The sequence below is a fragment of the Streptomyces sp. FIT100 genome (assembly GCF_024584805.1).
In the GTDB taxonomy this organism is placed as follows: Bacteria; Actinomycetota; Actinomycetes; order Streptomycetales; family Streptomycetaceae; genus Streptomyces.
Genome location: NZ_CP075715.1, coordinates 4,417,660 through 4,444,373, shown reverse-complemented (window position 1 = coordinate 4,444,373; position 26,714 = coordinate 4,417,660). Strand labels below are relative to the sequence as shown.

The 26,714-nt window shown below is 71.4% G+C and carries 28 protein-coding genes; 9 read left to right on the top strand and 19 right to left on the bottom strand.

Annotated elements, in window-relative coordinates; all coding sequences use genetic code 11:
* Positions 1-141 precede the first annotated feature (141 nt).
* The gene (dacB, locus tag KK483_RS20060; RefSeq protein ID WP_262006587.1) at positions 142-1,536 is read right to left on the bottom strand and encodes a D-alanyl-D-alanine carboxypeptidase/D-alanyl-D-alanine-endopeptidase; all 1,395 of its coding nucleotides are present in this window, start codon (positions 1,534-1,536) and stop codon (positions 142-144) included.
* A gap of 141 nt (positions 1,537-1,677) precedes the next feature.
* Between dacB and KK483_RS20055 the strand changes: the two genes are divergently transcribed.
* Positions 1,678-2,172, top strand: a complete 495-nt coding sequence (locus KK483_RS20055) for an inorganic diphosphatase (protein ID WP_017949744.1) — start codon at positions 1,678-1,680, stop codon at positions 2,170-2,172.
* A 133-nt stretch (positions 2,173-2,305) separates the two neighbouring features.
* Entirely contained in the window at positions 2,306-3,955 is a 1,650-nt protein-coding gene (locus KK483_RS20050) for a threonine/serine exporter ThrE family protein (protein ID WP_262009612.1), read from the top strand.
* A 49-nt stretch (positions 3,956-4,004) separates the two neighbouring features.
* Here the strand turns inward: KK483_RS20050 and KK483_RS20045 are convergent, their stop codons facing one another.
* Complete coding sequence (locus KK483_RS20045; protein WP_262006586.1) at positions 4,005-4,697, bottom strand: DedA family protein; 693 nt, start codon at positions 4,695-4,697, stop codon at positions 4,005-4,007.
* Positions 4,698-4,835: 138 nt separating this feature from the next.
* Here KK483_RS20045 and KK483_RS20040 point away from each other — a divergent pair, with 138 nt between their 5' ends.
* From KK483_RS20040 to KK483_RS20030, 3 genes are all read left to right on the top strand, one after another.
* A complete protein-coding gene (locus KK483_RS20040; RefSeq protein ID WP_262006585.1) occupies positions 4,836-5,204 on the top strand; it encodes a YbjQ family protein in 369 nt (122 codons plus the stop codon).
* A gap of 79 nt (positions 5,205-5,283) precedes the next feature.
* Entirely contained in the window at positions 5,284-6,558 is a 1,275-nt protein-coding gene (locus KK483_RS20035; protein WP_262006584.1) for an ion channel protein, read from the top strand.
* A gap of 23 nt (positions 6,559-6,581) precedes the next feature.
* Positions 6,582-8,006, top strand: coding sequence for a glutamate decarboxylase (locus tag KK483_RS20030; protein ID WP_262006583.1), 1,425 nt, complete (start codon positions 6,582-6,584; stop codon positions 8,004-8,006).
* Between the two features lie 94 nt (positions 8,007-8,100).
* Here the strand turns inward: KK483_RS20030 and KK483_RS20025 are convergent, their stop codons facing one another.
* The 7 genes from KK483_RS20025 to KK483_RS19995 form a co-directional block, all read right to left on the bottom strand.
* Positions 8,101-8,877, bottom strand: coding sequence for an ABC transporter permease (locus KK483_RS20025; protein ID WP_399014371.1), 777 nt, complete (start codon positions 8,875-8,877; stop codon positions 8,101-8,103).
* Positions 8,874-9,803, bottom strand: a complete 930-nt coding sequence (locus KK483_RS20020) for an ATP-binding cassette domain-containing protein (protein ID WP_262006582.1) — start codon at positions 9,801-9,803, stop codon at positions 8,874-8,876. Before KK483_RS20020 ends, KK483_RS20025 begins: the two co-directional genes overlap by 4 nt.
* A 96-nt stretch (positions 9,804-9,899) precedes the next feature.
* A complete protein-coding gene (locus tag KK483_RS20015) occupies positions 9,900-10,541 on the bottom strand; it encodes a PadR family transcriptional regulator (RefSeq protein ID WP_262006580.1) in 642 nt (213 codons plus the stop codon).
* Between the two features lie 66 nt (positions 10,542-10,607).
* Positions 10,608-10,838, bottom strand: a complete 231-nt coding sequence (locus tag KK483_RS20010; protein WP_262006579.1) for a hypothetical protein — start codon at positions 10,836-10,838, stop codon at positions 10,608-10,610.
* A gap of 88 nt (positions 10,839-10,926) precedes the next feature.
* Positions 10,927-11,475 carry a DinB family protein gene (locus KK483_RS20005; protein ID WP_262006578.1) on the bottom strand — a complete coding sequence of 183 codons (549 nt, stop codon included), beginning with the start codon at positions 11,473-11,475 and terminating at the stop codon, positions 10,927-10,929.
* Positions 11,476-11,576: 101 nt separating this feature from the next.
* Positions 11,577-13,031 (bottom strand): aldehyde dehydrogenase family protein, encoded by a 1,455-nt coding sequence (locus KK483_RS20000; RefSeq protein ID WP_262006577.1) that lies wholly within the window; start codon positions 13,029-13,031, stop codon positions 11,577-11,579.
* A gap of 66 nt (positions 13,032-13,097) precedes the next feature.
* On the bottom strand, positions 13,098-13,961 hold the full coding sequence (locus tag KK483_RS19995) for a helix-turn-helix transcriptional regulator (RefSeq protein WP_262006576.1): 864 nt from the start codon (positions 13,959-13,961) through the stop codon (positions 13,098-13,100).
* Between the two features lie 314 nt (positions 13,962-14,275).
* On the opposite strand from KK483_RS19995, the gene KK483_RS19990 reads away from it, so the two are divergent.
* A complete protein-coding gene (locus KK483_RS19990; protein WP_262006574.1) occupies positions 14,276-14,767 on the top strand; it encodes an ATP-binding protein in 492 nt (163 codons plus the stop codon).
* 61 nt (positions 14,768-14,828) lie between these two features.
* Here the strand turns inward: KK483_RS19990 and KK483_RS19985 are convergent, their stop codons facing one another.
* From KK483_RS19985 to KK483_RS19970, 4 genes are all read right to left on the bottom strand, one after another.
* Positions 14,829-15,068: a DUF397 domain-containing protein gene (locus KK483_RS19985; protein WP_262006573.1), complete on the bottom strand. Its 240-nt coding sequence runs from the start codon at positions 15,066-15,068 to the stop codon at positions 14,829-14,831.
* A 137-nt stretch (positions 15,069-15,205) separates the two neighbouring features.
* A complete protein-coding gene (locus KK483_RS19980; protein WP_262009610.1) occupies positions 15,206-15,652 on the bottom strand; it encodes an SRPBCC domain-containing protein in 447 nt (148 codons plus the stop codon).
* Positions 15,653-15,711: 59 nt separating this feature from the next.
* Positions 15,712-16,053 (bottom strand): helix-turn-helix transcriptional regulator, encoded by a 342-nt coding sequence (locus KK483_RS19975; protein ID WP_262006572.1) that lies wholly within the window; start codon positions 16,051-16,053, stop codon positions 15,712-15,714.
* A 6-nt stretch (positions 16,054-16,059) separates the two neighbouring features.
* Positions 16,060-16,434, bottom strand: coding sequence for a VOC family protein (locus KK483_RS19970; RefSeq protein WP_262006571.1), 375 nt, complete (start codon positions 16,432-16,434; stop codon positions 16,060-16,062).
* A 130-nt stretch (positions 16,435-16,564) separates the two neighbouring features.
* Here KK483_RS19970 and KK483_RS19965 point away from each other — a divergent pair, with 130 nt between their 5' ends.
* Complete coding sequence (locus KK483_RS19965) at positions 16,565-17,110, top strand: hypothetical protein (protein WP_262006570.1); 546 nt, start codon at positions 16,565-16,567, stop codon at positions 17,108-17,110.
* Positions 17,111-17,143: 33 nt separating this feature from the next.
* Here the strand turns inward: KK483_RS19965 and KK483_RS19960 are convergent, their stop codons facing one another.
* Positions 17,144-18,277 (bottom strand): DUF2786 domain-containing protein, encoded by a 1,134-nt coding sequence (locus KK483_RS19960; RefSeq protein WP_262009609.1) that lies wholly within the window; start codon positions 18,275-18,277, stop codon positions 17,144-17,146.
* Between the two features lie 53 nt (positions 18,278-18,330).
* Between KK483_RS19960 and KK483_RS19955 the strand changes: the two genes are divergently transcribed.
* Positions 18,331-18,888 (top strand): sugar O-acetyltransferase, encoded by a 558-nt coding sequence (locus tag KK483_RS19955; RefSeq protein WP_262006569.1) that lies wholly within the window; start codon positions 18,331-18,333, stop codon positions 18,886-18,888.
* Between the two features lie 191 nt (positions 18,889-19,079).
* The gene (locus KK483_RS19950) at positions 19,080-20,771 is read left to right on the top strand and encodes a bifunctional 3'-5' exonuclease/DNA polymerase (protein WP_262006568.1); all 1,692 of its coding nucleotides are present in this window, start codon (positions 19,080-19,082) and stop codon (positions 20,769-20,771) included.
* Positions 20,772-20,831: 60 nt separating this feature from the next.
* Here the strand turns inward: KK483_RS19950 and KK483_RS19945 are convergent, their stop codons facing one another.
* The 5 genes from KK483_RS19945 to KK483_RS19925 all read right to left on the bottom strand — a co-directional run bounded on the left by KK483_RS19945 (position 20,832) and on the right by KK483_RS19925 (position 26,699).
* A complete protein-coding gene (locus KK483_RS19945; protein ID WP_262006567.1) occupies positions 20,832-22,070 on the bottom strand; it encodes a hypothetical protein in 1,239 nt (412 codons plus the stop codon).
* 84 nt (positions 22,071-22,154) lie between these two features.
* Positions 22,155-22,673, bottom strand: coding sequence for a SigE family RNA polymerase sigma factor (locus KK483_RS19940; RefSeq protein WP_262006566.1), 519 nt, complete (start codon positions 22,671-22,673; stop codon positions 22,155-22,157).
* Between the two features lie 233 nt (positions 22,674-22,906).
* Complete coding sequence (locus tag KK483_RS19935) at positions 22,907-24,436, bottom strand: sodium:alanine symporter family protein (RefSeq protein WP_262006565.1); 1,530 nt, start codon at positions 24,434-24,436, stop codon at positions 22,907-22,909.
* 109 nt (positions 24,437-24,545) lie between these two features.
* A complete protein-coding gene (locus KK483_RS19930) occupies positions 24,546-25,211 on the bottom strand; it encodes a 4'-phosphopantetheinyl transferase superfamily protein (RefSeq protein ID WP_262006564.1) in 666 nt (221 codons plus the stop codon).
* Between the two features lie 201 nt (positions 25,212-25,412).
* Entirely contained in the window at positions 25,413-26,699 is a 1,287-nt protein-coding gene (locus KK483_RS19925; RefSeq protein WP_399014365.1) for an MFS transporter, read from the bottom strand.
* Between the last annotated feature and the right edge of the window lie 15 nt (positions 26,700-26,714).

Genomic DNA, 26,714 nt, shown 5'->3' with positions numbered 1-26,714 from the left:
TTGAAGAGCCCGCCCGCGGTCGGCTGTCGCCCCACACCACGGCCGTTGGACCGGCCGCGAGTCGCTCCGGCTCCCGCCGCGGTCCCCCCGCCACGGGCCTCGGGCCGGAGCCCCAGCCGTAAGACGAGCCCGGCCCTGGTCTTACGGGATCAGCGCCGATGCCATGCGGTCCAGCGCCGGGCGGCCCGCGCCGTAGGCGGGGGTGCGCCCGGCCATGAAGGCGAAGGCGAGGAGGCGGCCGTCGGAGGAGACGGCGGTGCCCGCGAGGGTGTCGACTCCGGTGAGGCTGCCGGTCTTGGCGCGGACGAGACCGGCGCTGCGGGCTTCGGAGCGGCCCGTGAGGGTGCCGGTGAAGCCGGCGACCGGGAGGCCGGTGAGGACGGGGCGGAGTTCGGGGTGGGCGGGGTCCGCCGCGCGGGCGAGCAGGGCGGTGAGGAGGGTCGCGGAGACCTTGTCCCCGCGGTTCAGTCCGCTGCCGTCGGCGAACACCGCCTTGCCCGCGGGGAGTTTCAGCCGCTTGAGCCGTTCGGTGACGGCGGCCTGGGCGCCCGCGAAGCTCGCGGGACGGCCGCCCGCGATCGCCGTCTGCCGGGCCAGCGCCTCGGCGATGTCGTTGTCGCTGTTGGTCAGCGTGCGTTCGACCAGCGCGGACAGGGGTGCCGAGAGGGTCTTCCCGACGGGGACCCCCTTGACCGGGGCCTTGCCGGGGACGGGGCCCGCCTCGGTGTTGATGCCGCGTACGCCGAGCATCCCGAGGAACGCGGCGGCGGTGTCGCGGGCCGGGTCGGCGCCGCGCGGCGCCGGGCCGCTGGTGGAGTCGTCGAGCCGGCCCTCGTTGATCATCAGGGGGCTGACCGGGGCGATGTTGTCGTTGCTCCCTATGGGGTGCCGGACGGGGCCGCTGTAGAGCGAGGTGTCGTACGACAGCCGGATCGTGCTGACGCCGTGTTCGCGCAGGGCCTGCGCGGTGGAGTCGGCCAGGGTGCGCAGACGGGCCATGTCGAGGGTGGGGTCACCGCCGCCGACCAGGGTGATCGCGCTGTAGTCGGGGGCTGCCACGGCCGTGGTGGGGATGCGGTGGGCGGGTCCCCTGGCGGACAGGGCGGCGGCCGCCGTGGCGATCTTGATGGTGGACGCGGGGGTCATGAGGGTGCCCTGGCCCTTGCCGTACAGCTGTTTGCCGCTGGAGACGTCGATGACGGAGGCGGTGACGACGGGGCCGAGCTTGGGGTCCCGGAGCAGCGGCTCGATGGCCTTCGCGAGCGGCGCGGGGGCCGGTGCGGCCACGGGGGCGGCAGGTGCGGCGAGTACTCCCGGGGCGCTGGGGGCGGGTGCGGGCCCGTCGGCCTCGGCAGGCGCGGGCGCGGGCGCCTGGTGATGTGCGCCACCTGTGGGGCTCAGAGCGGCGACCCGGTCACGCTCGGCCGTACGCTGACCGGAGTCCCAGGGGCCGGCCGCGGCCACCGCCCCGGCCGCGACGGCGAGACCGACCGCGGCCGCACCGGCCGTGAGCTGCCAAGTTCTCTGGTCGGGCACGACTGACCCAGCCCCTTTCGCGATCACACAGCTGCGTAGGGGACACTTAATCACTGCGCCCTGCCGCGAGCATGGCACCCCGGCGGGTTCGCCGGACACAGCGTCACCTACATATGTGTTGATCATGGAGGAGTGCCACCCGTGGAGTTCGACGTCACCATCGAGATCCCGAAGGGGTCGCGGAACAAGTACGAGGTGGACCACGAGACCGGCCGGATCCGTCTGGACCGTCGCCTCTTCACCTCGACCAGCTACCCCGCCGACTACGGCTTCGTCGAGAACACCCTCGGCGAGGACGGCGACCCGCTGGACGCCCTGGTCATCCTGGACGAGCCGACGTTCCCCGGCTGTCTGATCAAGTGCCGCGCCATCGGCATGTTCCGTATGACGGACGAGGCCGGCGGCGACGACAAGCTGCTCTGTGTCCCGGCCTCCGACCCGCGTGTGGAGCACCTGCGCGACATCCACCACGTGTCCGAGTTCGACCGCCTGGAGATCCAGCACTTCTTCGAGGTCTACAAGGACCTGGAGCCCGGCAAGTCGGTCGAGGGCGCCAACTGGGTCGGCCGCGCCGAGGCCGAGGCCGAGATCGAGGCCTCCTTCAAGCGCCTGGAGGCGCAGGGCGGCGCTCACTGACCACCCTTTCCGGTACGACGGGCGGTGCACCCCAGCGGGGGGTGCACCGCCCGTCGCATACTGGCCGCAGCCGGAGCGTGACGGAACAGCGGACGTGACGACGGACGCGACGACGGAGGAGTCGGGAGTAGCGGTGGTGGCGGAGCCCGAAGGTCCTGCTGAGGACCGGAAGCCGCAGTCGGACGAGGCGCACAGCGCCTTCGCCCCGCCGGAGGGTGTCGAGCAGCCCGGCCCGTCCGAGGAGGACCATCCGTCCTCCGAGTTCGCCGTTCCCGAAGGACTGTCGACGGAGCCCCCCGCCGAGCCCGAGGGCAGCGCGTTCGCCCCGCCGGCGACGTACCGCGCGAAGGAGTCCCCGCCGGTCTTCACCCCGGCGTACGGCATTCCGGTGGTCCAGCTCTCCAAGGACGCGCCCTGGCAGGACCGGATGCGCACGATGCTGCGGATCCCGGTGGGCGAGCGGCCGGTGCCGGAGCCCGTCCAGCGGCACGACGAGTCGGGGCCCGCGGTACCGCGCGTGCTCGACCTGACGCTGCGTATCGGCGAGCTGCTGCTCGCGGGCGGTGAGGGCGCCGAGGACGTCGAGGCGGCGATGCTCGCGATCACGAGCTCGTACGGGCTCGAGACCTGCGAGCCCACTGTCACCTTCACGCTGCTGTCGATCACGTACCAGCCGTCGCTCGTCGACGATCCGGTGACGGCGAACCGGACGGTACGGCGCCGGGGCACCGACTACACCCGGCTGACCGCCGTCTACCAGCTGGTCGCCGACATCAGCGCCGAGGACCACGAGGTCCGGCTCGACGAGGCGTACCGGCGGCTCGCCGAGATCCGCAGGAACCGGCATCCGTACCCCGGCTGGGTCCTCACGCTCGCCGCGGGCATCCTCGCCGGCTCGGCGTCCGTGCTGGTCGGCGGTGGCCCGCTGGTGTTCGTGGCGGCGGCGGTCGGCGCGATGCTGGGCGACCGGCTGGCGTGGCTGTGCGCGGGGCGCGGGCTGCCGGAGTTCTACCAGTTCGTGGTGGCGGCGATGCCGCCGGCCGGGATGGGGGTGGCGCTCAGTGCGCTCCACGCGGACCTGCGGCCGTCCGCGGTCATCACGGGTGGGCTGTTCGCGCTGATCCCGGGACGGGCTCTGGTGGCGGCGGTGCAGGACGGGCTGACGGGCTTCTACATCACCGCGTCGGCCCGGCTGCTGGAGGTCGCCTACTTCTTCGTGGCGATCGTCGTCGGGGTGCTCACGGTGCTGTACGTGGGCGTGCAGTTCGAGGCGAACCTCAGTCCTGAGGGGTCGCTGAGCATCGTCGAACGGCCGGTGGTGCAGATCCTGGCGTCGATGGTGCTGTGTCTGACCTTCGCCGTACTGCTCCAGCAGGATCGTTCCACTGTGCTGATCGCGGCCGTCAACGGCGGAGTGGCCTGGGTGGTCTACGCGGCGATCGCGGTGACGGCCGGTGGCTCCTCGGTGATGGCCACGGCGGTGGCGGCCGGTCTGGTCGGTCTGTTCGGGCAGTTGCTGGCCCGTGTGCAGCACACCTCGTCACTGCCGTATGTGACGGCGGCGATCGGTCCGCTGCTGCCGGGTAGCGCCACGTACTTCGGTGTGCTGCACATCGCGCAGAACAACATGGACGAGGGCTTCGCCTCGCTGGCGAGGGCGGCGGCGCTGGCGCTGGCGATCGCGATCGGGGTGAACCTGGGCGGTGAGCTGGCCCGGCTGTTCCTGCGCAGCCCGGCGGCGGCGGGCCGGCGCCGCGCGGCCAAGCGGACGCGCGGCTTCTAGCTGCTGATTTCTTGCGGCTCGGTTCGCCTCCGGGGCGCTTCAGCGTGCGTCAGCGCTTGGCGTGGCGGCCGCGGGCGGCCGTCTGCGCCGCGTCCGCGTGGCCGGCCGCGGCGGCTTCCTTCTTGCCCTTGGAGCGGGCCCGCAGGAACTCGATGATGATCGGGACCACCGAGAGGAGGACGATGCCGATGAGGATCGCCTCGATGTTCTCGTGGACGAAGTCCACCTTGCCGAGCGCGGCGCCGAGCAGCGTGACACCGGCGCCCCACAGGACACCGCCGATGATGTTGAAGGTGATGAACGAGCGGTAGTTCATCCGGCTCACACCGGCGATGATCGGCGTGAAGGTGCGGACGATGGGCACGAAGCGGGCGAGGACCAGGGACTTCGGGCCGTACTTCTCGAAGAACTCGTGCGCCTTCTCCACGTTCTCCTGCTTGAAGAGCCTGGAGTCGGGACGCTTGAAGAGGGCCGGGCCCACCTTGCGGCCGAAGAGATAGCCGACCTGGTCGCCGATGATCGCGGCGAGCACGACGAGTGTGCAGACCACCCAGAGGGGCTGCTCGATCACACCGGTCGTGACGAGCAGACCCGTGGTGAACAGCAGCGAGTCGCCGGGCAGGAAGAAGCCGATGAGCAGTCCGGACTCGGCGAAGACGATGACGAGCACGCCGATCAGGCCGAACGTGGTGATCAGATAGTCCGGGTCGAGCCAGCTCGGTCCGAGCGCAAGGGTGTTCACGAGGTCCGGGCTCCTGTGGTGATAGTTGAAAGGCCGCATCGGCGCGGCTGCCCAAACGTATCAACGCATCCGGGTGGCACCCGGTTCCACCGGCCCTCACCGGATGCGAGGTGAACAGACAGCCACGAAGCTGTGGCCATGGGTATCGAGGACTACGGCGGCGGCCAGGGCCCGCACGCCGATGTGCTGGTCGTCACAACCAACGACGCCCCGGGTTTCCGGGTGGAGCGGGTCATCGGCGAGGTCTTCGGGCTGACGGTGCGTTCGCGGCACCTCGGCAGCCAGATCGGCGCCGGCCTGAAGTCGATGATCGGGGGTGAGCTGAAAGGGCTGACGAAGACGCTCGTGCAGACCCGCAACCAGGCGATGGAGCGGCTGGTCGAACAGGCCCGCTCACGGGGCGCGAACGCGGTGCTCATGTTCCGCTTCGATGTGACGGAGGCGGCGGACGTGGGCACGGAGGTGTGCGCTTACGGCACGGCCGTGGTGATCGCCCCTCAGGCATGACGCCACGGGGCCGCGCGCACCGCGTTCCCTGCCGCACGGCACCCCGAAATGTGTGATTTAGACCGTTATCGTGTGGCGCGTGACGACGACCGACCACGCCCCGGCGGCCACACCGGCGCGCACGCTGCTGCCGCTGATCGTCCCCGCGCTCGTCGTCGGCGTCGGTTCGAGCCTCCTCCTGCTGGCCGTGACCGAGCTCTCGGACCTGCTCAAGAACGTGCTGTGGGACACCCTGCCCAAGGCGGTCGGCGTCGGCCCCTACTCCACGCTCTGGATCATCACCATGCTGACGGCCACCGGCCTCGCCGTGGGGCTCGTGGTGTGGAAGGTGTACGGACACGCCGGGCCCGACCCCGCGACCATGGGGCTCGTCGACCCGCCGCTGCCCGCCGCGGTGGTGCCGAGTCTGCTGCTGGCCGGCATGCTCGCACTGGCCGGCGGGGTCAGCCTCGGCCCCGAGAACCCCATCACGGCCTCGAACATCGCGCTCGCGGCCTGGCTGGGCCGCAAGGCCATGCGCGGTACGGCCCCGGACCTGTGGGCCGGGCTCGCGGCCGCCGGCACGATCGGGGCGCTCTTCGGCACACCCGTGGCCGCCGCCCTGATCCTCACCGAGTCCCTCGCCGCCAAACCGGGCGGCCCCGGCGCGCTCTGGGACAAGCTCTTCGCCCCGCTGCTCGCGGGCGGCGCAGGCGCGCTGACCACCGTACTGATCGCGCATCCGACCTTCGATCTCTCGCTGCCGCAATTGTCCGGGTCCCGTTGGGGCGATCTGCCGGCGGCGGTCGCCGTCTCCTCGCTGGGGGCGCTGGTCGGGCTGGCGGCCGTGTACGCGTTCCCGTACGTCCACGCCGCCTTCCGACGGCTCCGGCACCCCGTCCTGAGCATCACCGCGGGCGGGGTGCTGCTCGGCCTGCTCGGGGCCCTCGGCGGTCAGTTGACCCTCTTCAAGGGCCTGGCCGAGATGAAGGTGCTGGCCGACGACCCGTCGGGCTGGTCGTCGAGGGAGTTCGCCCTGATGACGGTGGTCAAGCTGAGCGCGCTCACGATCGCCGCCGGCTGCGGGTTCCGGGGCGGGCGGATCTTCCCCTCCGTGTTCACCGGCGTCGCCCTCGGACTCGGCGTGAGCGCGCTCGTACCCGAAGTGCATCCGACGCTCGGGGTCGTGTGCGCGGTGCTGGGGGTGCTGCTCGCGGTCACCCGGCAGGGGTGGCTGAGCCTGTTCACCGCGGCGCTGCTCGCCTCCGACCCCCATGTGTTCCCACTGCTCTGCGTCGCCGTGCTGCCGGCCTGGCTGCTGGTGACGGGGCGGGCCCAGATGCAACTCCACGACGACGGCACATCACTGCGCTGAGAGGCGCGGAAAGGCGATCCGACATGGCACTGCACAAGGGTGGTACGCGCCGCGAGGAGAGCGAGGAGCGGCGCAGGCTCTCCCTCAATCCGTTCTACGGGGAGGCGGATCCGGTCGGTTCGATGACCTGCGCGCCGCCCAAACACCAGCTTCCGGACGGGCCGATGGCACCCTCGACGGCCTATCAGCTGGTCCACGACGAGCTGATGCTCGACGGCAACTCACGGCTGAACCTGGCCACGTTCGTGACGACGTGGATGGAGCCGGAGGCCGGGGTGCTGATGGCGGAGTGCCGCGACAAGAACATGATCGACAAGGACGAGTACCCGCGGACGGCCGAACTGGAGCGGCGGTGCGTGGCGATGCTCGCCGACCTCTGGCACGCGCCCGACCCGGCGACGACGGTGGGCTGCTCGACGACGGGTTCGAGCGAGGCGTGCATGCTCGCGGGGATGGCGCTGAAGCGCCGGTGGGCCAAGCGCAACGCGGACCGCTACCCCGGTGCCGGCGCCCGGCCGAACCTCGTCATGGGCGTCAACGTCCAGGTCTGCTGGGACAAGTTCTGCAACTTCTGGGAGGTGGAGCCCCGGCTGGTCCCGATGGAGGGCGACCGCTTCCATCTCGACCCGCAGGCGGCCGCCGACCTCTGCGACGAGAACACCATCGGCGTGGTCGCGGTCCTGGGCTCGACCTTCGACGGGTCGTACGAGCCCGTCGGGGAGGTCTGCGCGGCGCTGGACGCCCTCAAGGAGCGTACGGGCCTGGACATCCCGGTCCATGTGGACGGGGCGTCCGGAGCGATGGTGGCGCCCTTCGTGGACGAGGACCTGGTCTGGGACTTCCGGCTGCCGAGGGTGTCGTCGATCAACACCTCGGGACACAAGTACGGGCTGGTCTACCCGGGGGTGGGGTGGGCGCTGTGGCGCTCGCCGGACGACCTCCCGGAGGAGCTGGTCTTCCGGGTCAACTACCTCGGCGGCGACATGCCGACGTTCGCGCTGAACTTCTCGCGGCCCGGGGCCCAGGTGGTGGCGCAGTACTACACGTTCCTGCGGCTCGGCCGCGAGGGCTACCGGGCGGTGCAGCAGACCACCCGCGACGTGGCGCGGAGCCTGGCCGAGAGGATCGAGGCGCTCGGCGACTTCCGCCTGCTCACCCGGGGGGACCAGTTGCCGGTCTTCGCCGTGACGACCGCCCCGGACGTCACGAACTTCGACGTCTTCGACGTCGCGCGGCGGCTGAGGGAGGACGGCTGGCTGGTGCCCGCGTACACCTTCCCGCCCAACCGCGAGGACCTGTCGGTGCTGCGCTTCGTCTGCCGCAACGGATTCTCGGCGGACCTCGCGGAGCTGCTGGTCGAGGATCTGAAGCGGGCCATGCCGGAGCTGCGCGCCCAGAGCGCGCCGCTGAGCAAGGACAAGGCGGCGGCCACCGGCTTCCACCACTGAGCCGGGGCCGACGAATCGGGGGCGCGGTCGAAGAAACGGGGGTGCGGTCGAAGAAACGGGGGCGCGGCAGACGGCCGCGCCCCCCGCGCACCCGCTAGTGGCTGAGGCGTACGAAGCGCCGTACCGCCAGCGGGAAGAACACCGCGACCAGGACCAACGGCCAGGCCAGGGCGAGCAGCTGGGCGTGGCCCGCCGCCCAGGAGTCGCTGCCGGCCGCGATGCCCGACAGCTCCCGTACCGCGGTGGCCGTGGCCGACAGCGGGTTCCATTCGACCGTCGCGCCCAGCCAGCCGGGCATCGACGCGGGGGTCGCGAAGGCGTTGGAGAGGAAGCCGACCGGCCAGACCAGGATCTGCACGGCCTGCACCAGTTGCGGCCTGCCCGCCACCATCGCCAGATGGATGCCGACCCACAGCATCGCGAAGCGCAGCAGGAGGAGCAGCCCGAGCGCCCACAGGAGCGCCCCGAACCCGCCGTTCCAGCGCCAGCCGATCGCGTACGCGACCCCGATCATCACGACGAGACTGAGCGCCGACTGGAGCAGATCCGCGACGCTGCGGCCGACCAGCACCGCCGAGTCCGCCATCGGCAGCGACCGGAAGCGGTCGATCACCCCCTTGTCGAGGTCCTGGGTGACGGCCGTCATCGTCGCTTCCAGGCCGAAGGCCATGGTCAGCGCCAGCATGCCGGGCACGAGGAAGCCGATGTACGTCCCTTCGACGCCCCGCCCGCCGCCGATGAGATAGCCGAACATCAGCAGCAGCATCACCGGGAAGACCAGTCCGACGACCACCTCCACGGGCTGCCGCGCCCAGTGGGCGAGTTCGCGCCGGGTCATGGTCCACGAGTCGGTCAGTGCGTACGCGTTCACGCGGCCGCCTCCTTGGTGAGATGCAGGAAGACCTCGTCGAGGGTCGGCCGGCGCAGGACGATGTCCTCCGCCTCGATCCCGGCCTCCTCCAGCGCGCGCACGGTCTCGGTCAGCGCGGCCATCCGGTCGCTCACCGGTGCGCTGAGCAGCCGCCGGTCCGCGTCCACGGCCGGGTCGCCCGGCAGCAGCACGGCGGCGCGCGGCAGGTCCGCAGCGTCCCGCAGGACGACGTCGATGCGGTCGCCGCCCAGCTTCGCCTTGAGCTGGTCGGCCGTGCCGTCCGCGACGACCCGCCCCCCGTCGATCACGGAGATCCGGTCGGCCAGCTGGTCGGCCTCCTCCAGGTACTGCGTGGTCAGCAGGACGGTCGTGCCGCCGCCGACCAGCGACCGCACCGACTGCCACACCTCCGCCCGTCCCCTCGGGTCGAGTCCCGTCGTCGGCTCGTCCAGGAACAGCACCTGCGGCTCGGTGATCAGCGAGGCGGCGAGGTCGAGCCGCCGCCGCATCCCGCCGCTGTACTGCCTGACCGCCTTGCGGCCGGTGTCCGCGAGCCCGAACCGCTCCAGCAGTTCGTCCGCCCGCGTCCCCGCCCGCCGCGCGCCCAGATGGTGCAGCCTCCCGAACATCTCCAGGTTCTGCCGGCCGCCGAGCTCCTCGTCCACGGCCGCGTGCTGCCCGAGCAGGCCGATCCTCCGCCGGACCTCGGCGGCCTTCGTCCGTACGTCGTACCCGGCCACGCGCACGGCGCCCGCGTCGTGGCGCAGCAGCGTCGCCATGATCCGCACCGCCGTGGTCTTCCCGGCCCCGTTCGGCCCGAGCACCGCGTGCACCGTGCCGCCGCAGACCACCAGATCGAGCCCGTCCAGGGCCTTCTTGCCGCCGTACGCCTTGTGTACGCCCTCGACGACGATCGCGTCCGTCATCCGTCTCCTCCCGCGCTCCGGCCCGGCCGGAAAGCAAGTAATCAAACTTGACTACCAGGGAAAGGTAATACCACCGGGCCTGCTGGTCAAACTTGATTAGAGCTGATCCCCCTCATGGGGAACGCCCGTCGCGTACGGGTTCTCCTGCCCCTCGCCGAGGACCCCCACAAAGGGCTCCCCCTCCCCGGCGAACGTGTACGCGCCGCCCTCGATCCGCTCGATCAGACCGCGCGTCCACGCCGCCCCGGCGTCCGCCGAGTGGACCCACATGTTCATGATCTCGCCGATGTGACCGAGCGACTCGGGCCCTTCCTCGGGGGTGTAGTACTCGGTGACCGAGGCGCGCCACTCCTCCAGGCGGCGCACCCGCTCCTTGAGCAGCTCCACCGCCTCGCTCCGCTCCAGGTCCACGATGAAGCCGACGCCGGCCGAGAGGACGTCCGTCTTCTGGTCGTACGACGTCAGCGCCTCGCGCAGGAGCGTCAGGAACTCCTCGGTGCCCCGCTCCGTGATCTCGTACTCGGTGCGGGGCGGGCCGCCGGCCGTCGAGGGCGCGGTCTCATGGGCGTGCAGCAGGCCCTGCTTGGCCATCTGTTTCAGCGCGTGGTAGATCGAGCCCGGCTTCGCGTTGGACCACTCGTGCGCGCCCCAGAACTCAAGGTCGTTGCGGACCTGGTATCCATGCGCCCGCCCGTGCTGGCGTACGGCCCCGAGGACCAGAAGCCGGATCGCTGACATCCGCGTACCCTTCCACCCGCCTATTCAACTTTGACTAGGGTACGCACGCTCCGGCGGCCCCGCCGGTCAGGGAGCCCACTTGTACTTGCCTCCGCCGACCCAGCGCACGACCGCCGGGTCGTCGAGGTCGACATGGGTCAGCCCGGCATGGTGGGCCAGCCTGACCACGTCGAGCACGTCACGAGCGGTCCCGACGGCCTCGCCGTTGATCTCCACCAGACGGAACGGCGGATCGCCCGGTGTGACACCGAGGACGACGATCGGGGTCCTTGGCAGTGCGCCGGTGTCGTTGGTCATGGTTCCAGCGTCTGACAGCGGCGCGGCGGGCACACCTCGAAGGCCCTGGGCCTGATGCCCCGGCCCCACCCCCAGGACCGGCCCCGCCCTAGGACCCGGCCCCGTCCCGCTCCAGGGCGACCAGCTCATAGGCGTCCTTGCCGTCCAGGGACTCCCTGATGATGTCCGCGTGGCCGGCGTGCCGGCCGATCTCCTCGACCAGGTGCAGCATCAGCCAGCGCATGGAGACGCTGCCCTCCTTCGGGAACCAGGGGGCTTCGGGCAGCGGGAAGGTGTCGTCCAGGCTCGGCACCGAGCGGATGAACTCCTCGGTCTCCTTGGCCACCGACTCCCAGAACGCGAGCGTCTCCGGGACCGACTCGCCGTCCATCAGCCGGAAGCTGTCGCTCCAGGTCTGCTCGGTGCGCTGCCGCTCGTTCGGCTGCTGCTGCGCCATCCGCAGCCAGTTCAGCTCGGCCTCCGCCACATGCTTGAGCAGGCCGGAGAGCGACAGCTCACTGGCGCTCGGGCGGCTCGCCGCCTGCTCCTCGGTGAGCCCGAGCACCGAGCGGCGGATCGCGCCGCGCTGCGCCTCCACGAAGTTCAGCAGCGCGCCGCGCTCGTCTCCCTGAGCCTCTGCGGGAACGTGAGTGACCATGGGTGTCCGTCCTTCTTCCGGGGTGCCGGTTCTTCTGACACCTCAGAAGCTACGGACCCTTGCGGTCAGCCTCTGTCCTCAAGTCCCCGGGGAGGGAGACTTCAGAGGGGAAACCTCGTCCGGCCGTGCTGCACCGAGATCCACTTCTGCGTGGTGAACGCCTCCACCGTCGCGTCGCCACCGAGCCGCCCGAGCCCGGAGAGCTTCTCGCCGCCGAACGCGATCAGCGGCTCGTCCTGGATCGTCGAGTCGTTGACGTGGAACATCCCGGTCTCGATGCGCTGCGCGAACCGCACGCCCCGCTCCACGTCCCGCGTGTGCACGGCGCCGCTCAGTCCGTACGGGCTGGCGTTGACGGCCCGCACAGCCTCCTCCTCGCCGTCGAACGTCGCGAGCAGCGCCACCGGTCCGAAGATCTCCTGCTGGAGGAGGGGCGAGTCCTCCGGCAGCCCGGTGAGCACGGTCGGCTCGACGAGATTGCCGCGGGTGCGTCCGCGTACGAGCGCCTCGGCGCCGTCCGCCACCGCCTGGTCGACCAGCCCGGCCAGCGCCTCGGCCTGGAAGGTGTTGATGACCGGGCCGATCTGCGTCTCCGGGTCCCGCTCGCCGGTGCGCAGCGCCGCCGTCTTCGCGGTGAACTTCTCGGTGAACTCGGCCGCCACCGACCGGTCGACCAGGATCCGGTTGGCGGCCATACAGACCTGGCCCTGGTAGACGAAGCGGCTGAAGACCGCGGCGTCGACGGCGTAGTCGAGATCGGCGTCGTCCAGGACGACCAGTGCGCTGTTCCCGCTGAGCTCCAGGACCGTCCGCTTGAAGTGGCTGCCGGCGACCGCCCCGACATGGCGGCCCACCCGGTCCGAGCCGGCGAACGAGATCACCTTGGGCACGGGGTGTTCGATGAGCGCGTCACCGATCTCGGCGATGTCCGTGATCAGGACGTTGAGCAGACCGGGCGGCAGGCCCGCGTCCTCGAAGAGCTTGGCGATCAGCCCGCCGCCGACCACCGGGGTGTTCTGGTTGGGCTTGATGACCACCGCGTTGCCGAGCGCCAGCGCGGGCGCGACGGACTTGAGGGTCACCAGGAGGGGGAAGTTGTAGGGGGTGATGACGCCTATGACGCCGACGGGCAGCCGGTAGAGGCGGTTCTCCTTGCCGTCGACCGGCGACGGCAGGATCCGGCCCTCGGGGCGCACCGCCAGCTGTATCGCCTCGCGCAGGAACTCCTTGGCCAGATGGATCTCGTACCGGGCCTTCAGCCGGGTGCCGCCGAGCTCCTCGACGATCGCCTCGGCGATCTCCTCGTTGCGCTCCTCCACGAGACGCAGGGCGCGCTCGAAGACCCGTCTGCGGGTGTACGGATTGGTCTCGGCCCAGGGGCGCTGCGCCCGCTCCGCCGCCCGGTACGCCTGGTCGACCTCGGCGACCGTGGCGACGGTGATGGCGGCGAGCTTCTCACCGTTGTACGGATTGAAGTCGATGATGTCCCACGAACCGCTGCCGGTCCGCCACTCGCCGTCGATGTACTGATGGGCCAGGTCGGTGAAGAAGGACATACGATCCCTTACTGCAGGCGGCGCAAACGGTGCGGGGTCCTGATGGGACGTCATCGTACTGGCGTTTTACGTCAGTTGGAGTAGACCACGGAGGAGGTCCCGGCTCTCCTCCGGACCTGGTGAATCGCGTTGCAGCCGCTCCATCACACGCTCGTACTGGGCGACCTCTTCGCGCTTGTCGAGATAGAGCGCGCTCGTCAGCTGCTCCAGGTACACGATGTCCGAGAGGTCCGACTCGGGGAAGCTCAGCATCGTGAACGCCCCCGACTCTCCCGCGTGGCCGCCGAAGCTGAACGGCATCACCTGCAGGGTGATGTTCGACTGCTCGGAGATGTCGATCAGATGCCTCAGCTGGCCCTGCATCACCGACCGGTCGCCGTAGGGCCGGCGCAGCGCCGCCTCGTCCAGCACGGCGTGGAAGCGCGGCGCCCGCTCGGAGACGAGCACCTTCTGGCGCTCCAGGCGCAGCGCGACCCGGCGGTCGATCTCGGCGCGCGGCGCTCCGGGCATTCCGCGGGAGACGACCGCGTGTGCGTACGCCTCCGTCTGGAGCAGGCCGTGAACGAACTGGACTTCGTAGATCCGGATGAGTGAGGCCGCGCCCTCCAGGCCGATGTAGGTCTGGAACCAGCCCGGCAGCACATCGCCGAAGCTGTGCCACCAGCCCGCCACATTGGCCTCCCGGGCCAGGCCGAGCAGCGAGTCGCGCTCCGCCTCGTCCGTGACGCCGTAGAGCGTGAGGAGGTCCTCGACATCCCTGGCCTTGAAGCTCACCCTGCCCAACTCCATACGGCTGATCTTGGATTCGGACGCCCGGATCGAGTAGCCGGCGGCCTCGCGGGTGATTCCGCGCGACTCCCGCAGCCGCCTCAGCTGTGAGCCCAGCAGGATGCGCCGCACCACGGAACCTGACGACTCCACTGCGGTCACGTCTCCCAACCCTCCCCATCGCCTTCGGTGTCACGGAGCACCCCGAGCCCCGAGCCCCGGATTCTGCCACCAAAACGCTCCGCCCCGTACTCAATCGATTACGGAAATAGGAAGCCTTTGGGAAGGGCGTGAAAGAAGCTCGGGGAAGAAACAGGCGTGAACCGGCACGGGGCGGGACAGGCCGGGCGCGTGCACGTGCATCTGCCCTTGCATCTGCCTATCTCATTCGGAACCATGGACCCCGCGCACCTGCGTACTCGTTCGTGCTCGTTCGTGTTGTAGCGTCACAGCCGCGATTCCCGGGAGTGCCTCGCATGGGGACGAATGGATCGACCATGCTCGAGCCGTTACGGCAGGGGCTTCCGCCGATCGATCCCGCGGCCGTCTCCTGCTCCGCCTCCTGCGCCCTGCCCGCTCGCTACGAAGCCGTGCGCGGCGCCCGGAAGTTCACCAGCCGCACGCTGACCCAGTGGGAACTGGCCGACCGCTTCGACGATGTGGCGCTCGTCGTCTCCGAACTCGTCACCAACGCCCTCAGGCACGCCCTGCCCGCGGACACACCGCGCGAGCGGGACCAGGAGCCGCCGGTGCGGCTGCATCTGATGCGCTGGACGGGACGGCTGGTGTGCGCGGTGCGCGATCCCAGCGAGGAGAGCCCGGTGGCGGGTGAGGCGGAGGACTCCGCGGAGTCCGGCCGGGGACTGTTTCTGGTCGATTCCTTCAGCGACAGCTGGGGTTGGCATCCACTGGCCGGACCGTTGACCGGAAAAGTGGTCTGGGCGCTGTTCCGGCTGCACGCGGAGTGAGCTTGCTCGCGCGGAGTGAGCGGGGTCCGCGGAGCCTGCGGCCGCCGCTCCATCCGCCCTGTCAGCCGCCCGTCAGATGGTCGAATTCCCCGTCCTTCACGCCCAGCAGCAGCGCTTCTATCTCGGCCGGCGTATAGACGAGCGCCGGCCCGTTCGGGTAGCGCGAATTGCGCACCGCAACGTTCCCACCAGGCAGTTTGGCGAACTCCACGCATGATCCCTGGGAGTTGCTGTGCCTGCTCTTCTGCCAGACGACCCCGTGAAGCTCTGTCGCCGCCATGCCGTTGTACACGTCGTGCACAGGACGCTCCCCGAGTTACAAGGTGCAGGTGTCAACTGTCTCGGATCATAGCCGTGTTTCATATGCGTATGCATGAGCAGATGCACGTGCACGCGGGGTGGTCCTTCGGTTACAGCCGCACTTTCCGCAACCATTGGTCACAGCCGGTCCAGTGTCCCCTCCAGCCCCTTCATGACGGACGAGCGCCAGCCGCCACCCATGATCTTGTGCGCCATCCGCTGGGCAGGATCGTCCGGGTCGAATCCCTCGTGCACGAGAAAGAGACGCGTTCCACGGCCTTCTGGCTCCAGGCTCCACGTAATTGTCCAGTCCACAGCGGAATCCGGGTCGGCATCGGCCCACTGGACGCGGAGCATCCGCTCCCGCTCGAAGGCCAGCACCTGGGCTTCGACGGTCCCGGAGAAGCCGGTGTTCGGGCGGGGCACGGAGGTCATCGCGTAGCGGTGCCCCACTTCGAGCCTGAAGTCGCAGGGCATCAGCCACTGGGCGATGAGCTCGGGCTCGGTCAGCGCACGCCAGACCTTGGCGGGCGGATGGGCGAGGAACTGGTCGACCCGGATGGTGGTCAGGTCGTCGTCGTCCATGGAGTGGCCGCCGCTCACGGAGTGGCCGTCACCGAAGGAGTCGTCTTCACTTGCGGAGTTCATGACTCATCGTCGGGCATACGGTCCAGGAGCGCGCCGAGGTCCGAGAGCCGGTCGCGCCAGAACCGCTCGTACGGGTGGAGCCAGTCCTGCACGTCGGCGAGCGGGGCCGCTTCGAGACGGTAGATGCGCTGCCTGCCCGACCGCTCCTCGGACACGAGACCGGCCTCCCGCAGCACCTTGAGGTGCTCCGAGAGGCTCGGCCGGCGCATGGCGAAGTGGTCGGCGATGGCCTGGACGGGCTGGGGACCGTCCTCGCGCAGCAGCCGGAGCACTTCACGGCGGGTGGTGTTCGCGAGCGCGGCGAAGAGCCGGTCCTCGCGTTCACCGATGGCAACCATGGGGGCTTACATGCCTTCCTTCTCCGTCAGCAGCATCAGACCGTTGCCGTCGGGGTCGGTGAAACCGGCCATCCGCCCCCAGGGGACATCGTTGGGCCCGTCCACCTCGACCCCGGCAGCCGTGAGCTTCGCACAGTCGGCGTCGACATCGGTCGTGACCAACATGATCCCCCGCGTCGATCCGGGCGTGAAGCCGCCCATGCCGGGCCCGGAGAGCGTGAAGACGGTCTGGGCCCCCTTGGGCGCGACCTGGAGCCAGCGCCCCGGGGGCACCTGGAGGTCGGCGGTGACCTCGAAGCCGAGGACTTCGGTGTAGAAGGCGAGCGCACGGTCCTGGTCGGAGACGGGCAGCGTGACGAACGAGGCGTGAGTGATGTTCATGCGCACCACAATAGGTAGGCATTTTCCTACGCGTCAAATGTAGGGAGATTCCTACGTGTCGAGGGAGGGTGACGAAACTGACGGGCTGGTAACTTGGCGCGGTCTTGCCGACGACCAGGGAGACGGGATCGTGCACGAGCGCGTACGCGTACGAACCGGTGTTGTCGCCGCGGCGGGTCTCGCCTCGGCCCTCGCACTGACCGGCTGCAGCAGCGGCAGCGGCGACGACACCGCGGACCAGGGCAAAGGCCGGGAGCGAAGTGGCGCGACGGCGACGCCGACGCCGACGCCAAGCGGATCGGGCTCAGATGGCGCGGGCTCCGGCTCCGGCTCCGGCTCCGGTGACCCCAGTGGCGGTGGCCTCGAAGGCACGTGGGCAGGGCTGAGCGACAGCAAGGTCATCGCCCTCTCCGTCAAGGACGGCCAGGCCACGCTCGTCGCCGGCCAGCATGTCTGCAACGGCACGGTGCAGCGGGCCGGGGCGGTGACGCTCGCCCTGAAGTGCGCGGACGGCGACACCGAGCGCACCTCGGGGACGGTCGACTCCAACAACGGCACCAAGGTCGTCGTCTCCTGGTCCACGGGCCCGAAGGACACCCTGACGAAGACGGAGCCGGGCGGGTTCACGTTGGACGTGCCGACACAGGCGCCGACCACCGGGCCGACGAGTTCCTGAACGCCGGGCCTGCCCGGGGGCCACCGCGAGGGCTTACCCGGGCAGTTCGCCGCGCCCCTCGCGCGGGGGCATGCGAGCCGTGTCGGCGGCCGTCCGCCCGTGGCGCCAGCCCTCCGCGTCGGTGGCGCCGCGGACCCTGGCCTTCACGGTCTCCGGGAAGAGGCGGTCGGCGTGCGCCGTCACGGCGACGTCCCGGGCGGCGAGCACCGGGAGGAGGTCCCCGGAACCCGCCTCCTGCGCGGCCTGCGACGCGGCCTCGGCCAGCCGGGCGCCGATGCGGTCGGCGTAGGCCAGGAAGAAGGACTGCCGGAAGGTCTTGGTCCGCTTGCGGCCGCCGGCACGCTGCGCCGCCTCGGCGCGTGTCATCGCCGCGGTGCACTGCACCAGCAGGGAGGTGTGGAGCAACTCGACCGCCTCCAGGTCGGACTCGAAACCGACCACCGTGGAGAAGCCCAGCGCGCTGTTCCAGACCGCGCGGCAGCGGTTCGCCGACGCGACGGCGTCGAGGAGGATCGCCTTGGCCGTCTCGTACGGCGCGTCCACGCCCACACGGCACGCGCCGGGGGCGTCCGCGCGGTGCGTGCGCGCCGCAAGCAGCGCCTCGTCCACGCTGTGACGCGCCATCAGCTCCTGTGCCTTCGCGCTGAGCGCCTCCGCCTCCTCCGGGTAGCCGGTCGCCTCGGCCTTGGCGAGCAGCGCACGGATCCTGGCCAGCATCCGCGGCTCCTCCCCCGGCGCGGCCGGCACATGGAGGGGCGTACCCGGCACCGGACCCACCGGCTCGATCGCCGGCAGCCGTACGAGCAGCCGGTACAGCTCCAGCACGGCCGTCGCGTACGAGAACCGGTCCGTGGCCCCCTTCTCGTACGGCTCGGGCAGCTCGTCGAGCTGCGCCCGCCACCGCGGTGGAAGATCATTCCCGTACCGCCGCGTCTCGCTCGCGATGAGCCCGGCCGCCAGCCGTACGTGCGTCTCGTCGAGGTCGCGCCCGACCATGCGTACGACGTCGGCGGGCTGCCAGCCCCGCTCCCAGGCGCGGCGCACGAACCCCTCACCGCGCCGCGTCAGCTCCGCGTCCGCGGCCGGTTCGGCGGCCAGCAGGGACGCGCCGGTGTCGAGCGCGTCGTCGTCATCGGCGTACAGCGCGCCGCCGAGCGCCCGCTCCACCACATCCACGACGGTGGAGCCTACGCGACGGCTCCGGCCGTACGGTGTGGGCCATGGGCGACAACAAGCGGCGCATGCTGGCCGGAGACTGGTACCTGCCCGACGACCCCGAACTCGCCGCCGACACCGAGCGCCGCTTCGCGCTCTGCGCGGCGTACAACGCGGACGGCGGCGCCGCGGCCGCCGACCGGGCCGGGATCCTCGCCGAACTCCTCGGCTCCGTCGGGCCCGACGTCCGCATCAGGCCGCCGTTCCAGTGCGACTTCGGCCGCTACATCCGGATCGGCGAGGGCACGTTCGTCAACTTCGGCGCGGTCTTCCTCGACGTCGCACCGATCACGATCGGCGCGCACTGCCAGCTCGGACCCAACGTCCAACTGCTCACCGCCACCCACGAACTGGACGCGGCGCGGCGGCGCGAGGGCTGGGAGAAGGGCGTGCCCATCACGATCGGCGACAACGTCTGGCTGGGCGGCGGGGTCATCGTCTGCCCCGGCGTCACGATCGGCGAGAACACGGTGGTGGGGGCGGGTGCGGTGGTGACGAAGGACCTGCCGGCAGGCGTGCTGGCAGTGGGGAACCCGGCCCGGGTGGTCCGCACGCTGTCGTGATCGGGGCCCTGGCGGGTGCGGCGGGCGGGGCGGACGCCGGGCGCGGCACGCGGGGCGGACGCCGAGGGCGGCACGCGGGGCGGATGCCGAGGGCGGGGCGCCGGGCGCGGGCCCCGCGTTCGGGCACGGGCCCGCGCCCGCCAGGGGCGACACGCAGGGCGTTGTCAGTGGTGGGTGCCAGACTCGCAGCCATGACCGACCGGTGGGCTCTCGCCCCGGCCGAGGGCGACGGGGCGCTGCTCGTCCCCCTCGGCCCGGACGGGCTGCCCGCGGGAGAGGTGCGCCGCGAGGCCGATCTCGTCGCAGCCGTGCGGTCCCGGCCCGAGGTCGGGCGGTGGGTGTGGCGGTCCACCGCCGAGATCTATCCACGGCTGCTGGCCGCCGGGGTGCGGGTCGAGCGGTGCTACGACATCGAGGACGCCGAGCTGCTGCTGCTCGGGCACGAGGGGCGGCTCGGCGAGCCCCGCTCCGCGGCCGCGGCCTGGGCGCGGCTGCGCCACGCGCCCGTGCCGCCCGATCCCCCGCAGCGGGCGGCCGACCCCGGCTCGCAGTCCCCGCTGTTCGAGCCCCAGCCGATGGCCGTCCCCTTCGCGGGTCTGCTGAAGGTCTACGCGGAGCAGCAGCGAAGACACGAGGCCGCCGAGCACCCCGGGCGGATGCGGCTGCTGACGGCGGCCGAGTCGGCGGGCATGCTGGTGGCCGCGGAGATGAACCGGTCGGGGCTGCCGTGGCGGGCTGACGTCCACCGGGAGCTGCTGCACGAGCTGCTGGGCGAGCGGTACGCGGGCGGGGGCGAGCCGCGCCGCCTCGCCGAGCTCGTGGACGAGGTGTCGGCGGCGTTCGGCCGGCGCGTACGCCCGGACCTGCCCGCGGACGTGGTGAAGGCGTTCACGCAGGCCGGTGTCAAGGTGCGGTCCACACGGCGCTGGGAGCTGGAGGAGATCGACCATCCGGCCGTGGCGCCCCTGATCGCGTACAAGAAGCTGTACCGGATCTGGACCGCCCACGGCTGGAGCTGGCTCCAGGACTGGGTCAGGGACGGCCGCTTCCGGCCGGAGTACCTGCCGGGCGGCACGGTCACCGGACGGTGGACGACCAACGGCGGCGGGGCCCTGCAGATCCCCAAGGTGATCCGGCGCGCGGTCGTCGCCGACGACGGCTGGCGGCTCGTCGTGGCCGACGCCGACCAGATGGAGCCGCGGGTGCTCGCCGCGATCTCCCGCGACCCCGGCCTGATGGAGGTCGCGGGCCATCCGGACGATCTGTACACCCGGCTGTCCGACCGCGCGTTCTCGGGCGACCGCGACCACGCCAAGGTCGCCCTGCTCGGCGCGATCTACGGCCAGACCAGCGGCGACGGCCTGAAGAACCTCGCCGCGCTGCGCCGCCGCTTCCCGCTGGCCGTGGCGTACGTGGACGACGCGGCCCGCGCGGGCGAGGAGGGCCGGCTCGTCCGCACCTGGCTGGGCCGGACGAGCCCCCGGGCCGCCGGCGCGGGCGAGGACGACGGGGAGGAGGCGGGTCTCCCCCAGGAGACCGCAGAGGACACCGCCGCCCCGGGCGAGTTCGTGCCCGGATACGCCTCGACGAACGCACGGGCCCGCGGCCGCTTCACCCGGAACTTCGTGGTGCAGGGCAGCGCGGCGGACTGGGCGCTGCTGATGCTCGCCGCGCTGCGCAGGGCCACCGCGGACATGCGCGCGGAGCTGGTCTTCTTCCAGCACGACGAGGTGATCGTGCACTGCCCGGCCGAGGAGGCGGAGGCGGTCGCCGAAGCGATCCGCGCGGCCGGGGACCTGGCCGGGCGGATCGCGTTCGGAGAGACGCCGGTCAGGTTCCCGTTCACGACGGCGGTGGTGGAGCGGTACTCGGACGCGAAGTGACCGGACGGGCCCGACCGGGCCGGGACGGGCCCTAGCGGTCAGGTCCCGAGCCCGACGGGCCTATCCGAGCTCGGTCCACTTCTCACTGGTGGCGATGGACTTCAGCTGGTCCATGGTCAGCGCGGGGTCATCACGGGTGGCGGCCTGGTGATGCGCCGCGGCGTTGTAGGCCGAGAGCACGACCCTTCTGCCGTCGGGCCGAATGGTGTCCACCGACCACTCGACGACCCCTTCGCCGCCCTTCTCGGCGGGCTGCTCCACGGACCGGACCTTGGTCCCGTCGGGCAGCGTGGTGAACGTACCCGCGGGGAACAGCTCCGCCTCGACGTCCCTCATGTCCCGCTGGACGTTGATCTCCACCAGGCTCCCGCCCTTGCCGTCGTCCGCGACGACGTACGCGTACTCGCTCTGTTGGACGCCCTCGTCGGTGACCTCCAGCCCGTCGGGCAGCAGCGAGACGAGCGTGGTGCGCACGGCCGCGCCGTCGATCCCCGCGTTGCCTGGAGCTGCCGCCCCCTCACCCTCGCCCTGGCTCTGCCGCGCCAGCCCGGCGAGTACGGGCTTCCACTGCGCGGCCGTCACCAGCTTCTTCAACTGGGCGGGAGTGAGCGGCGGGTCGGTGCGGGAGACCTCGGCGCCCTTCTCCGCGGGTGCGTTGGACTCGCTCACGTCGACGACCAGCCCGTCCTTGGTGAGCAGCGTCGCCCGCCAGTCCTTGGTCTCCTCCCGCTTGTCGGGGTACTCGTACCCCTGAAGGACCACGAGCCGTGAACCGTCGGCCAACGTCTCGGCCGTGCAGGCGTCGTACGGGACGTGGGCCCTGTCCGGGCACTCGCTGAAGCCGTTGTTCCCCGGCATGACGCGGAAGAAGCTGACGCCGACCGCCGCCTTCCCCTTCCCGTCGTCGAACACCCCGGACACCATCGGCCCCGGTTCGTCGTCGATGCCGCGCGCCGTCGTCCCGGTCAGCTCCCCCGGGGGCAGCAGCCACCTGAGGGTCTTGATGATGTCCTGGGAGGTACCGTCGCCCACCGGCGGCACCCGCTCATCCACCGTCACCGGCGACGCGGCCACGTCGGCCCCGGCACCCTCGCTGCCGAACAGACCGCCTCCATACGCGCCGCCGGCCGCGACGACCGCGAGTGCCAGCACACTGCCGCCCACCGCCGCGGCCCGCCTGCGCACCATGCTGCGGCGGCCCCGGGTCACACCGCCGGCCACCAGATCCTGGTGGTCGACGGCCGCGAAACTGTCGCCGGTGCGGTGCAGTGCATCGCCGAGTTCATCCTCAAAAGGCATGCCAATCACCCATTCCTGGCCCTCCGCGGTCATCGCGGCAGAGCGAAAAGGTCGGTACGAAAGGTCAGTACGTACGGTTACGGATCAATGGGCGGCGAACTCGGCGATGCTTCCGCCGAGCAGCGTCCGCAGCTTCGCCAGCGCCCGCACGGACCGGGTCCGTACGGCGGCGGAGCTCACGTTCAGCGCGTCCGCCGTCTCGCCGATGCTGCGGTCCTCCCAGTACCGAAGCACCACGACGGCACGGTCCTTCGGCGCCAGCCGGGCCAGCGCGTCGAGCAGCGCCACCCGCAGCGCCGGGTCGCCCGCGCCCGCGCCGGTCTCTGCGAACGACTCGGGCAGCTCCCCGAGGGGACGCTCGGTGGCGGAGCGCCGCCGACGCTGCGAGAGGAAAGTGCGGACGAGGACGGTCTGGGCGTAGGCCGCAGGGTTGTCGATCCGGGACATCCGGCCCCACAGGGCGTACATGCGCCCGAGCGTGTCCTGCACGAGGTCCTCGGCGAGATGCGTGTCTCCGCTGGTCAGTAGGCACGCCGAGCGGTACAGGTGTCCCGTGCGGCCGGCCGCGAAATCCAGGAACTCGTCCGTCCGGTCCCGTCTCATCCCCACCCTTGCCCCGCCTCTGCCGCCTGCCGCCCTGGTGTGCTGCACACCTCACTGACGCGATGGACCGCGGCAAATGTTTCAGACCGATGCGCGAGAAATTCGGGGGGGGTGAGCACCCCGGACCACTGCGGGGCGCCGGAGGGCGCGGACGCCGACCTGAGGGGCAGCACTGAGGGCGGCACCCCTGCTGGGGTGCCGCCCTCGGTCCGTACGGGCGTCGGCCGACTCGGTCAGCGGGCGGCGGCGAGCTCCGCCGCATCCTCGGCCGGCCGGGTGCCGCCGGGGCCGGAACCCGCGCACGCGCCGGTGTTCGCACCCGTGGCCCGCGCCGCAGGCGCCCAGCACTCCACGCCCGTCAGCTCCGGCATCCGGTCCCGGGTGAAGACCGGGTCCAGGCCCGCGCGGCGCTGTGTCTGGTAGTCGTCCAGCAGGCGGAGGGCGATCACTCCGAGCGGCAGGATCGCGAGGATGTTGACCAGGGCCATGAAGCCCATGAAGACGTCCGCGAGGTTCCACACCACGCTGACCGAGCCGAGCGCGCCGAGGAAGACGACGGCGAGGACGAGCACCCGGTAGCCGGGGAGCACCCACTTCCGGTCGGCCCGGCCGCCGGTCATGAACGCGATGTTGGACTCGCCGTAGTAGTAGTTCCCGATCATGGAGCTGAAGGCGAGCATGAAGACCACGACCGTCAGGACGTGTCCCGCCCAGCCGCCGAGCGTGTGCGTCAGCGCGGTCTGGGTGAGGTCGGCGCCCTGCCGTCCGGACAGCTGCGGGTTCGTCGTCAGGATGATGAACGCGGTCATCGAGCAGACCAGCAGCGTGTCGAAGAAGACGCCGAGCGACTGGACCAGACCCTGCTTGACCGGGTGCGAGACCTCCGCCGTCGCACCCGCGTTGGGGGCCGAGCCGAGGCCCGCCTCGTTGGAGAACATGCCACGCCGGATGCCCTGCTGGATCGCCGCACCGAGCGCGCCGCCCGCGACCTCGCGGAAGCCGAAGGCACCGCCGACGATGTCGGCGAAGACCCGCGGTACGTCGCCGATGTTGAGGGCCACGACCGCGGCACCGAGCAGCAGGTAGACCACGGCCATCACCGGGACGAGCCACTGCGTGACGGTGGCGATGCGCCGCACCCCGCCGAAGATCACCAGGCCGAGCAGGACGACCAGTCCGAGGCCGACGGCCTTGGGGAACCAGGACGCGTCACCGCCGTGGACGGAGCCGGAGGCCACCGCGGCGATGGTGTTGGACTGCACCGCGTTGAAGACGAAGCCGAACGTCACGGTGATGGTGACCGCGAAGAGCACACCCATCCACCGCTTCCCGAGCCCGCGCTGCATGTAGTACGCGGGGCCGCCCCGGTACGCGCCACCGTCCGGGTTGCGGACCTTGTACAGCTGCGCCAGCGCCGACTCCACGAACGCGGACGCGGCGCCGATGACGGCCATCAGCCACATCCAGAAGACCGCGCCCGCACCGCCGAGGGTGATGGCCGTGGCGACACCGGCGATATTGCCCGTGCCGACCCGCGCGGCGGCCGAGATCGTGAACGCACCGAACGACGACACCTGCTTCCCGCCGTCCGTGGCCGTCCCGCTCTTGTCCTTCAGGACTCGCAGCATCTCGGGGAAGAGCCGCACCTGAAGGGCCCGGGAGCGGATGGTGAAGTACAGACCCGTGCCTACGACGAGGGGGATCAGCAGATAGGTCCAGAAGTGACCGTTCACATCGACGATCACTGCGTCCAGGGCGTTCACGGAAGACCTCGGAGTCGAAGCAGGGGCAGGGGGCAGCTCGGCTCTGAGCTCAGAAAAGTATTGTTAGCAAACAAAGGCGAGGACCAGGGACTTTTGTCCCCTTTCCGGCTCAGCCGGCCATGTCTCCGTCCCGAGCCGGCCGCTCGGTCCAGGCGCAGCCGACCGGTACCGGCTGTCGGCCCCGGGGGGCGGACCAGCGGACCCGCCCCCAGTCGCCCGTCCGCTGCCCGAGAGCCACCGGCACGCTCCAGGGGCGGCCGGAGAGACCCGCGCCGACGGCCTTCACACACGCCTCCTGGACGGTGAAGATCCAGGCGAACTCACGTCTGCGCCCGTCCTCGGGCATGGCGGTCAGCACTTCCACGTCCCGGGGCGAGCAGCAGAACCGCAGCACTCGGTCGCTGACGACGGACGGGGTCTGCACGTCGACACCGACGTCGCGGTTCCTGGCGACGGCCGCGGCGACCCAACCGGAGGAGTGCGAGAGGCTGACGCCCAGATCGGGCCGATCGGGCAGATACGGCCGTCCGCCGGGGCATGCGGCGACCGGCCCGCCGTGGAGGTCCTCGCCGATCTCCCGCAGCAGGGCCCGCAGCAAGGTCCGCGAAGCGGCGTGCTCCACGGCGCGCCACGGCGGCAGCGCCGAGGCGGCCGCCTGATCCCTTGGGGCGACGGGCAGCGCGTCCAGGACCTCCTCGTTCCGGGCGACCAGGTAATGCACGCCCTCGGCAGCCGTGTGCAGACGTGCCCTCCGCCCCGCCGTCGAGGCGCTCACCCGGACGCCCCGCCGACCAGGTCCGGCAGGCGGCCGGCAGCGGCACGGGCCGCCGACGACGCGGCAACCCGCCACGCGGCGGCCCGCGACGCGCCACCGCGCCGCCCCGGCGCGCACCAGGCCGGACCGGGCCGCCCGCTGGTCTCCCGCGGGGCAGGCGGAAGCCCGCCGGGCGCCGGCCCCGGTCCGGTCCGGTGTCGCTCAGGCGCGGTCCGGCACACGGCGCAGGGTGCGGATCGGGCGGGCGGCCAGGAGGGCGCAGGCGGTGAGGAAGGAGACCACGACGCCCACCAGGAGCACCTGGTCGGTGCCGAACGCTTCGACGGCGGGGCCGGCCAGCGCGCTGCCGATCGGGTACATGCCGACGGAACCCGCGACCTCGTAGGCGTGGACGCGGTTGAGCACCTCGCCCGGCACCTGGGTCTGCACGCTGGTGGCCCACATGACGCCCCATACGCCGATCCCGATCCCGACCGCGATCTGGGCGGCGGCGAGCAGCCAGACGGGCCAGCCGAGCACGATGCCGAGCGGGTAGATCGGGTAGGCCATCATCGCCACGGCCCCGGCGGCGAGCGGCCGCTGGGGCTTGTAGCGGATCGCCAGCAGACCGCCGGCCACGGTGCCGGCGCCCAACGCGGCGTTGATCAGACCGAAGGCGCTCGCGCCGTGCTCGGGCACGATGACGCCGGCGGCCACCGACAGCTGCGGCCCCCAGGAGAGCACCGCGTAGAACATCCAGATCAGGATCACGCCCCAGAGCCAGCTGCGGGAGCGGAACTCCTGCCAGCCGACCGCCAGGTTGTGCCACAGGCTCTCGCCGGCCGGCGGGGCGGGCACCACTCCGAGCCGGAGCGCGAACAGGCAGATCGCGCTGGTCCCGTAGGCCACGGCGGAGATCACCATCACCCAGCCGGTGGACCCGAACCCGACCAGGACGCCGGCCAGCGCCGGGCCGCCGAGGCCGGTGATCGCCTCGGAGGTGCGCAGCACCCCGTTGGCGCCCTGTACGTCCCGGGAGACCAGCGGGACGGTCGAGGAGGCGCCCGGCTGGAACAGCGCGTTGGCCGTGCCGGCCACCACCAGCAGCGCGTACAGCTGCCAGAGGTGGTCGATGCCGTGGATGAACAGGAGGGCGAGCAGCACGTGGGCGGTGAGGTTGGCCAGGTCCGCGATGATCATCATCCGGCGGGCGGTGAACCGGTCGGCGAGCACCCCGCCGAACAGCACCAGGCCGGCGAACGGGGCGACCAGGAAGGCCATCGAGTACCCCGCGGCTTGCAGGCCGTACCCGCCGCTGAGCAGACCGGCCGCGACCGCGACCGGCAGCATGGCCCAGCTGAGCAGGCCCGCGCTGCGGGCGGTGAAGTAGTACCGGAAGTTGCGGGACCAGATCGCCGGCTCCCCCGACGACGGCGGCGCCGCGCCGGGCCCGTCCTTCGTCGGCGGGGGCGTCACCACCACGGGGTGGTCTGCCAAGCGTTCTTCCATGACCGTTCAACCCTT

Excerpts from the sequence above, each read along its gene's own strand:
- KK483_RS20010 (WP_262006579.1), bottom strand. The coding sequence starts at position 10,838 with ATGACCAACGACACCGGCGCACTGCCAAGGACCCCGATCGTCGTCCTC.
- KK483_RS19945 (WP_262006567.1), bottom strand. The coding sequence starts at position 22,070 with ATGCCTTTTGAGGATGAACTCGGCGATGCACTGCACCGCACCGGCGAC.
- KK483_RS19940 (WP_262006566.1), bottom strand. The coding sequence starts at position 22,673 with ATGAGACGGGACCGGACGGACGAGTTCCTGGATTTCGCGGCCGGCCGC.
- KK483_RS20005 (WP_262006578.1), bottom strand. The coding sequence starts at position 11,475 with ATGGTCACTCACGTTCCCGCAGAGGCTCAGGGAGACGAGCGCGGCGCG.
- KK483_RS20040 (WP_262006585.1), top strand. The coding sequence starts at position 4,836 with ATGGGTATCGAGGACTACGGCGGCGGCCAGGGCCCGCACGCCGATGTG.
- KK483_RS19980 (WP_262009610.1), bottom strand. The coding sequence starts at position 15,652 with ATGGACGACGACGACCTGACCACCATCCGGGTCGACCAGTTCCTCGCC.
- KK483_RS19925 (WP_399014365.1), bottom strand. The coding sequence starts at position 26,699 with ATGGAAGAACGCTTGGCAGACCACCCCGTGGTGGTGACGCCCCCGCCG.
- KK483_RS20015 (WP_262006580.1), bottom strand. The coding sequence starts at position 10,541 with ATGTCAGCGATCCGGCTTCTGGTCCTCGGGGCCGTACGCCAGCACGGG.
- KK483_RS20020 (WP_262006582.1), bottom strand. The coding sequence starts at position 9,803 with ATGACGGACGCGATCGTCGTCGAGGGCGTACACAAGGCGTACGGCGGC.
- KK483_RS19970 (WP_262006571.1), bottom strand. The coding sequence starts at position 16,434 with ATGAACATCACTCACGCCTCGTTCGTCACGCTGCCCGTCTCCGACCAG.
- KK483_RS19975 (WP_262006572.1), bottom strand. The coding sequence starts at position 16,053 with ATGGTTGCCATCGGTGAACGCGAGGACCGGCTCTTCGCCGCGCTCGCG.
- KK483_RS20000 (WP_262006577.1), bottom strand. The coding sequence starts at position 13,031 with ATGTCCTTCTTCACCGACCTGGCCCATCAGTACATCGACGGCGAGTGG.
- KK483_RS19990 (WP_262006574.1), top strand. The coding sequence starts at position 14,276 with ATGGGGACGAATGGATCGACCATGCTCGAGCCGTTACGGCAGGGGCTT.
- KK483_RS19955 (WP_262006569.1), top strand. The coding sequence starts at position 18,331 with ATGGGCGACAACAAGCGGCGCATGCTGGCCGGAGACTGGTACCTGCCC.
- KK483_RS19950 (WP_262006568.1), top strand. The coding sequence starts at position 19,080 with ATGACCGACCGGTGGGCTCTCGCCCCGGCCGAGGGCGACGGGGCGCTG.
- KK483_RS20030 (WP_262006583.1), top strand. The coding sequence starts at position 6,582 with ATGGCACTGCACAAGGGTGGTACGCGCCGCGAGGAGAGCGAGGAGCGG.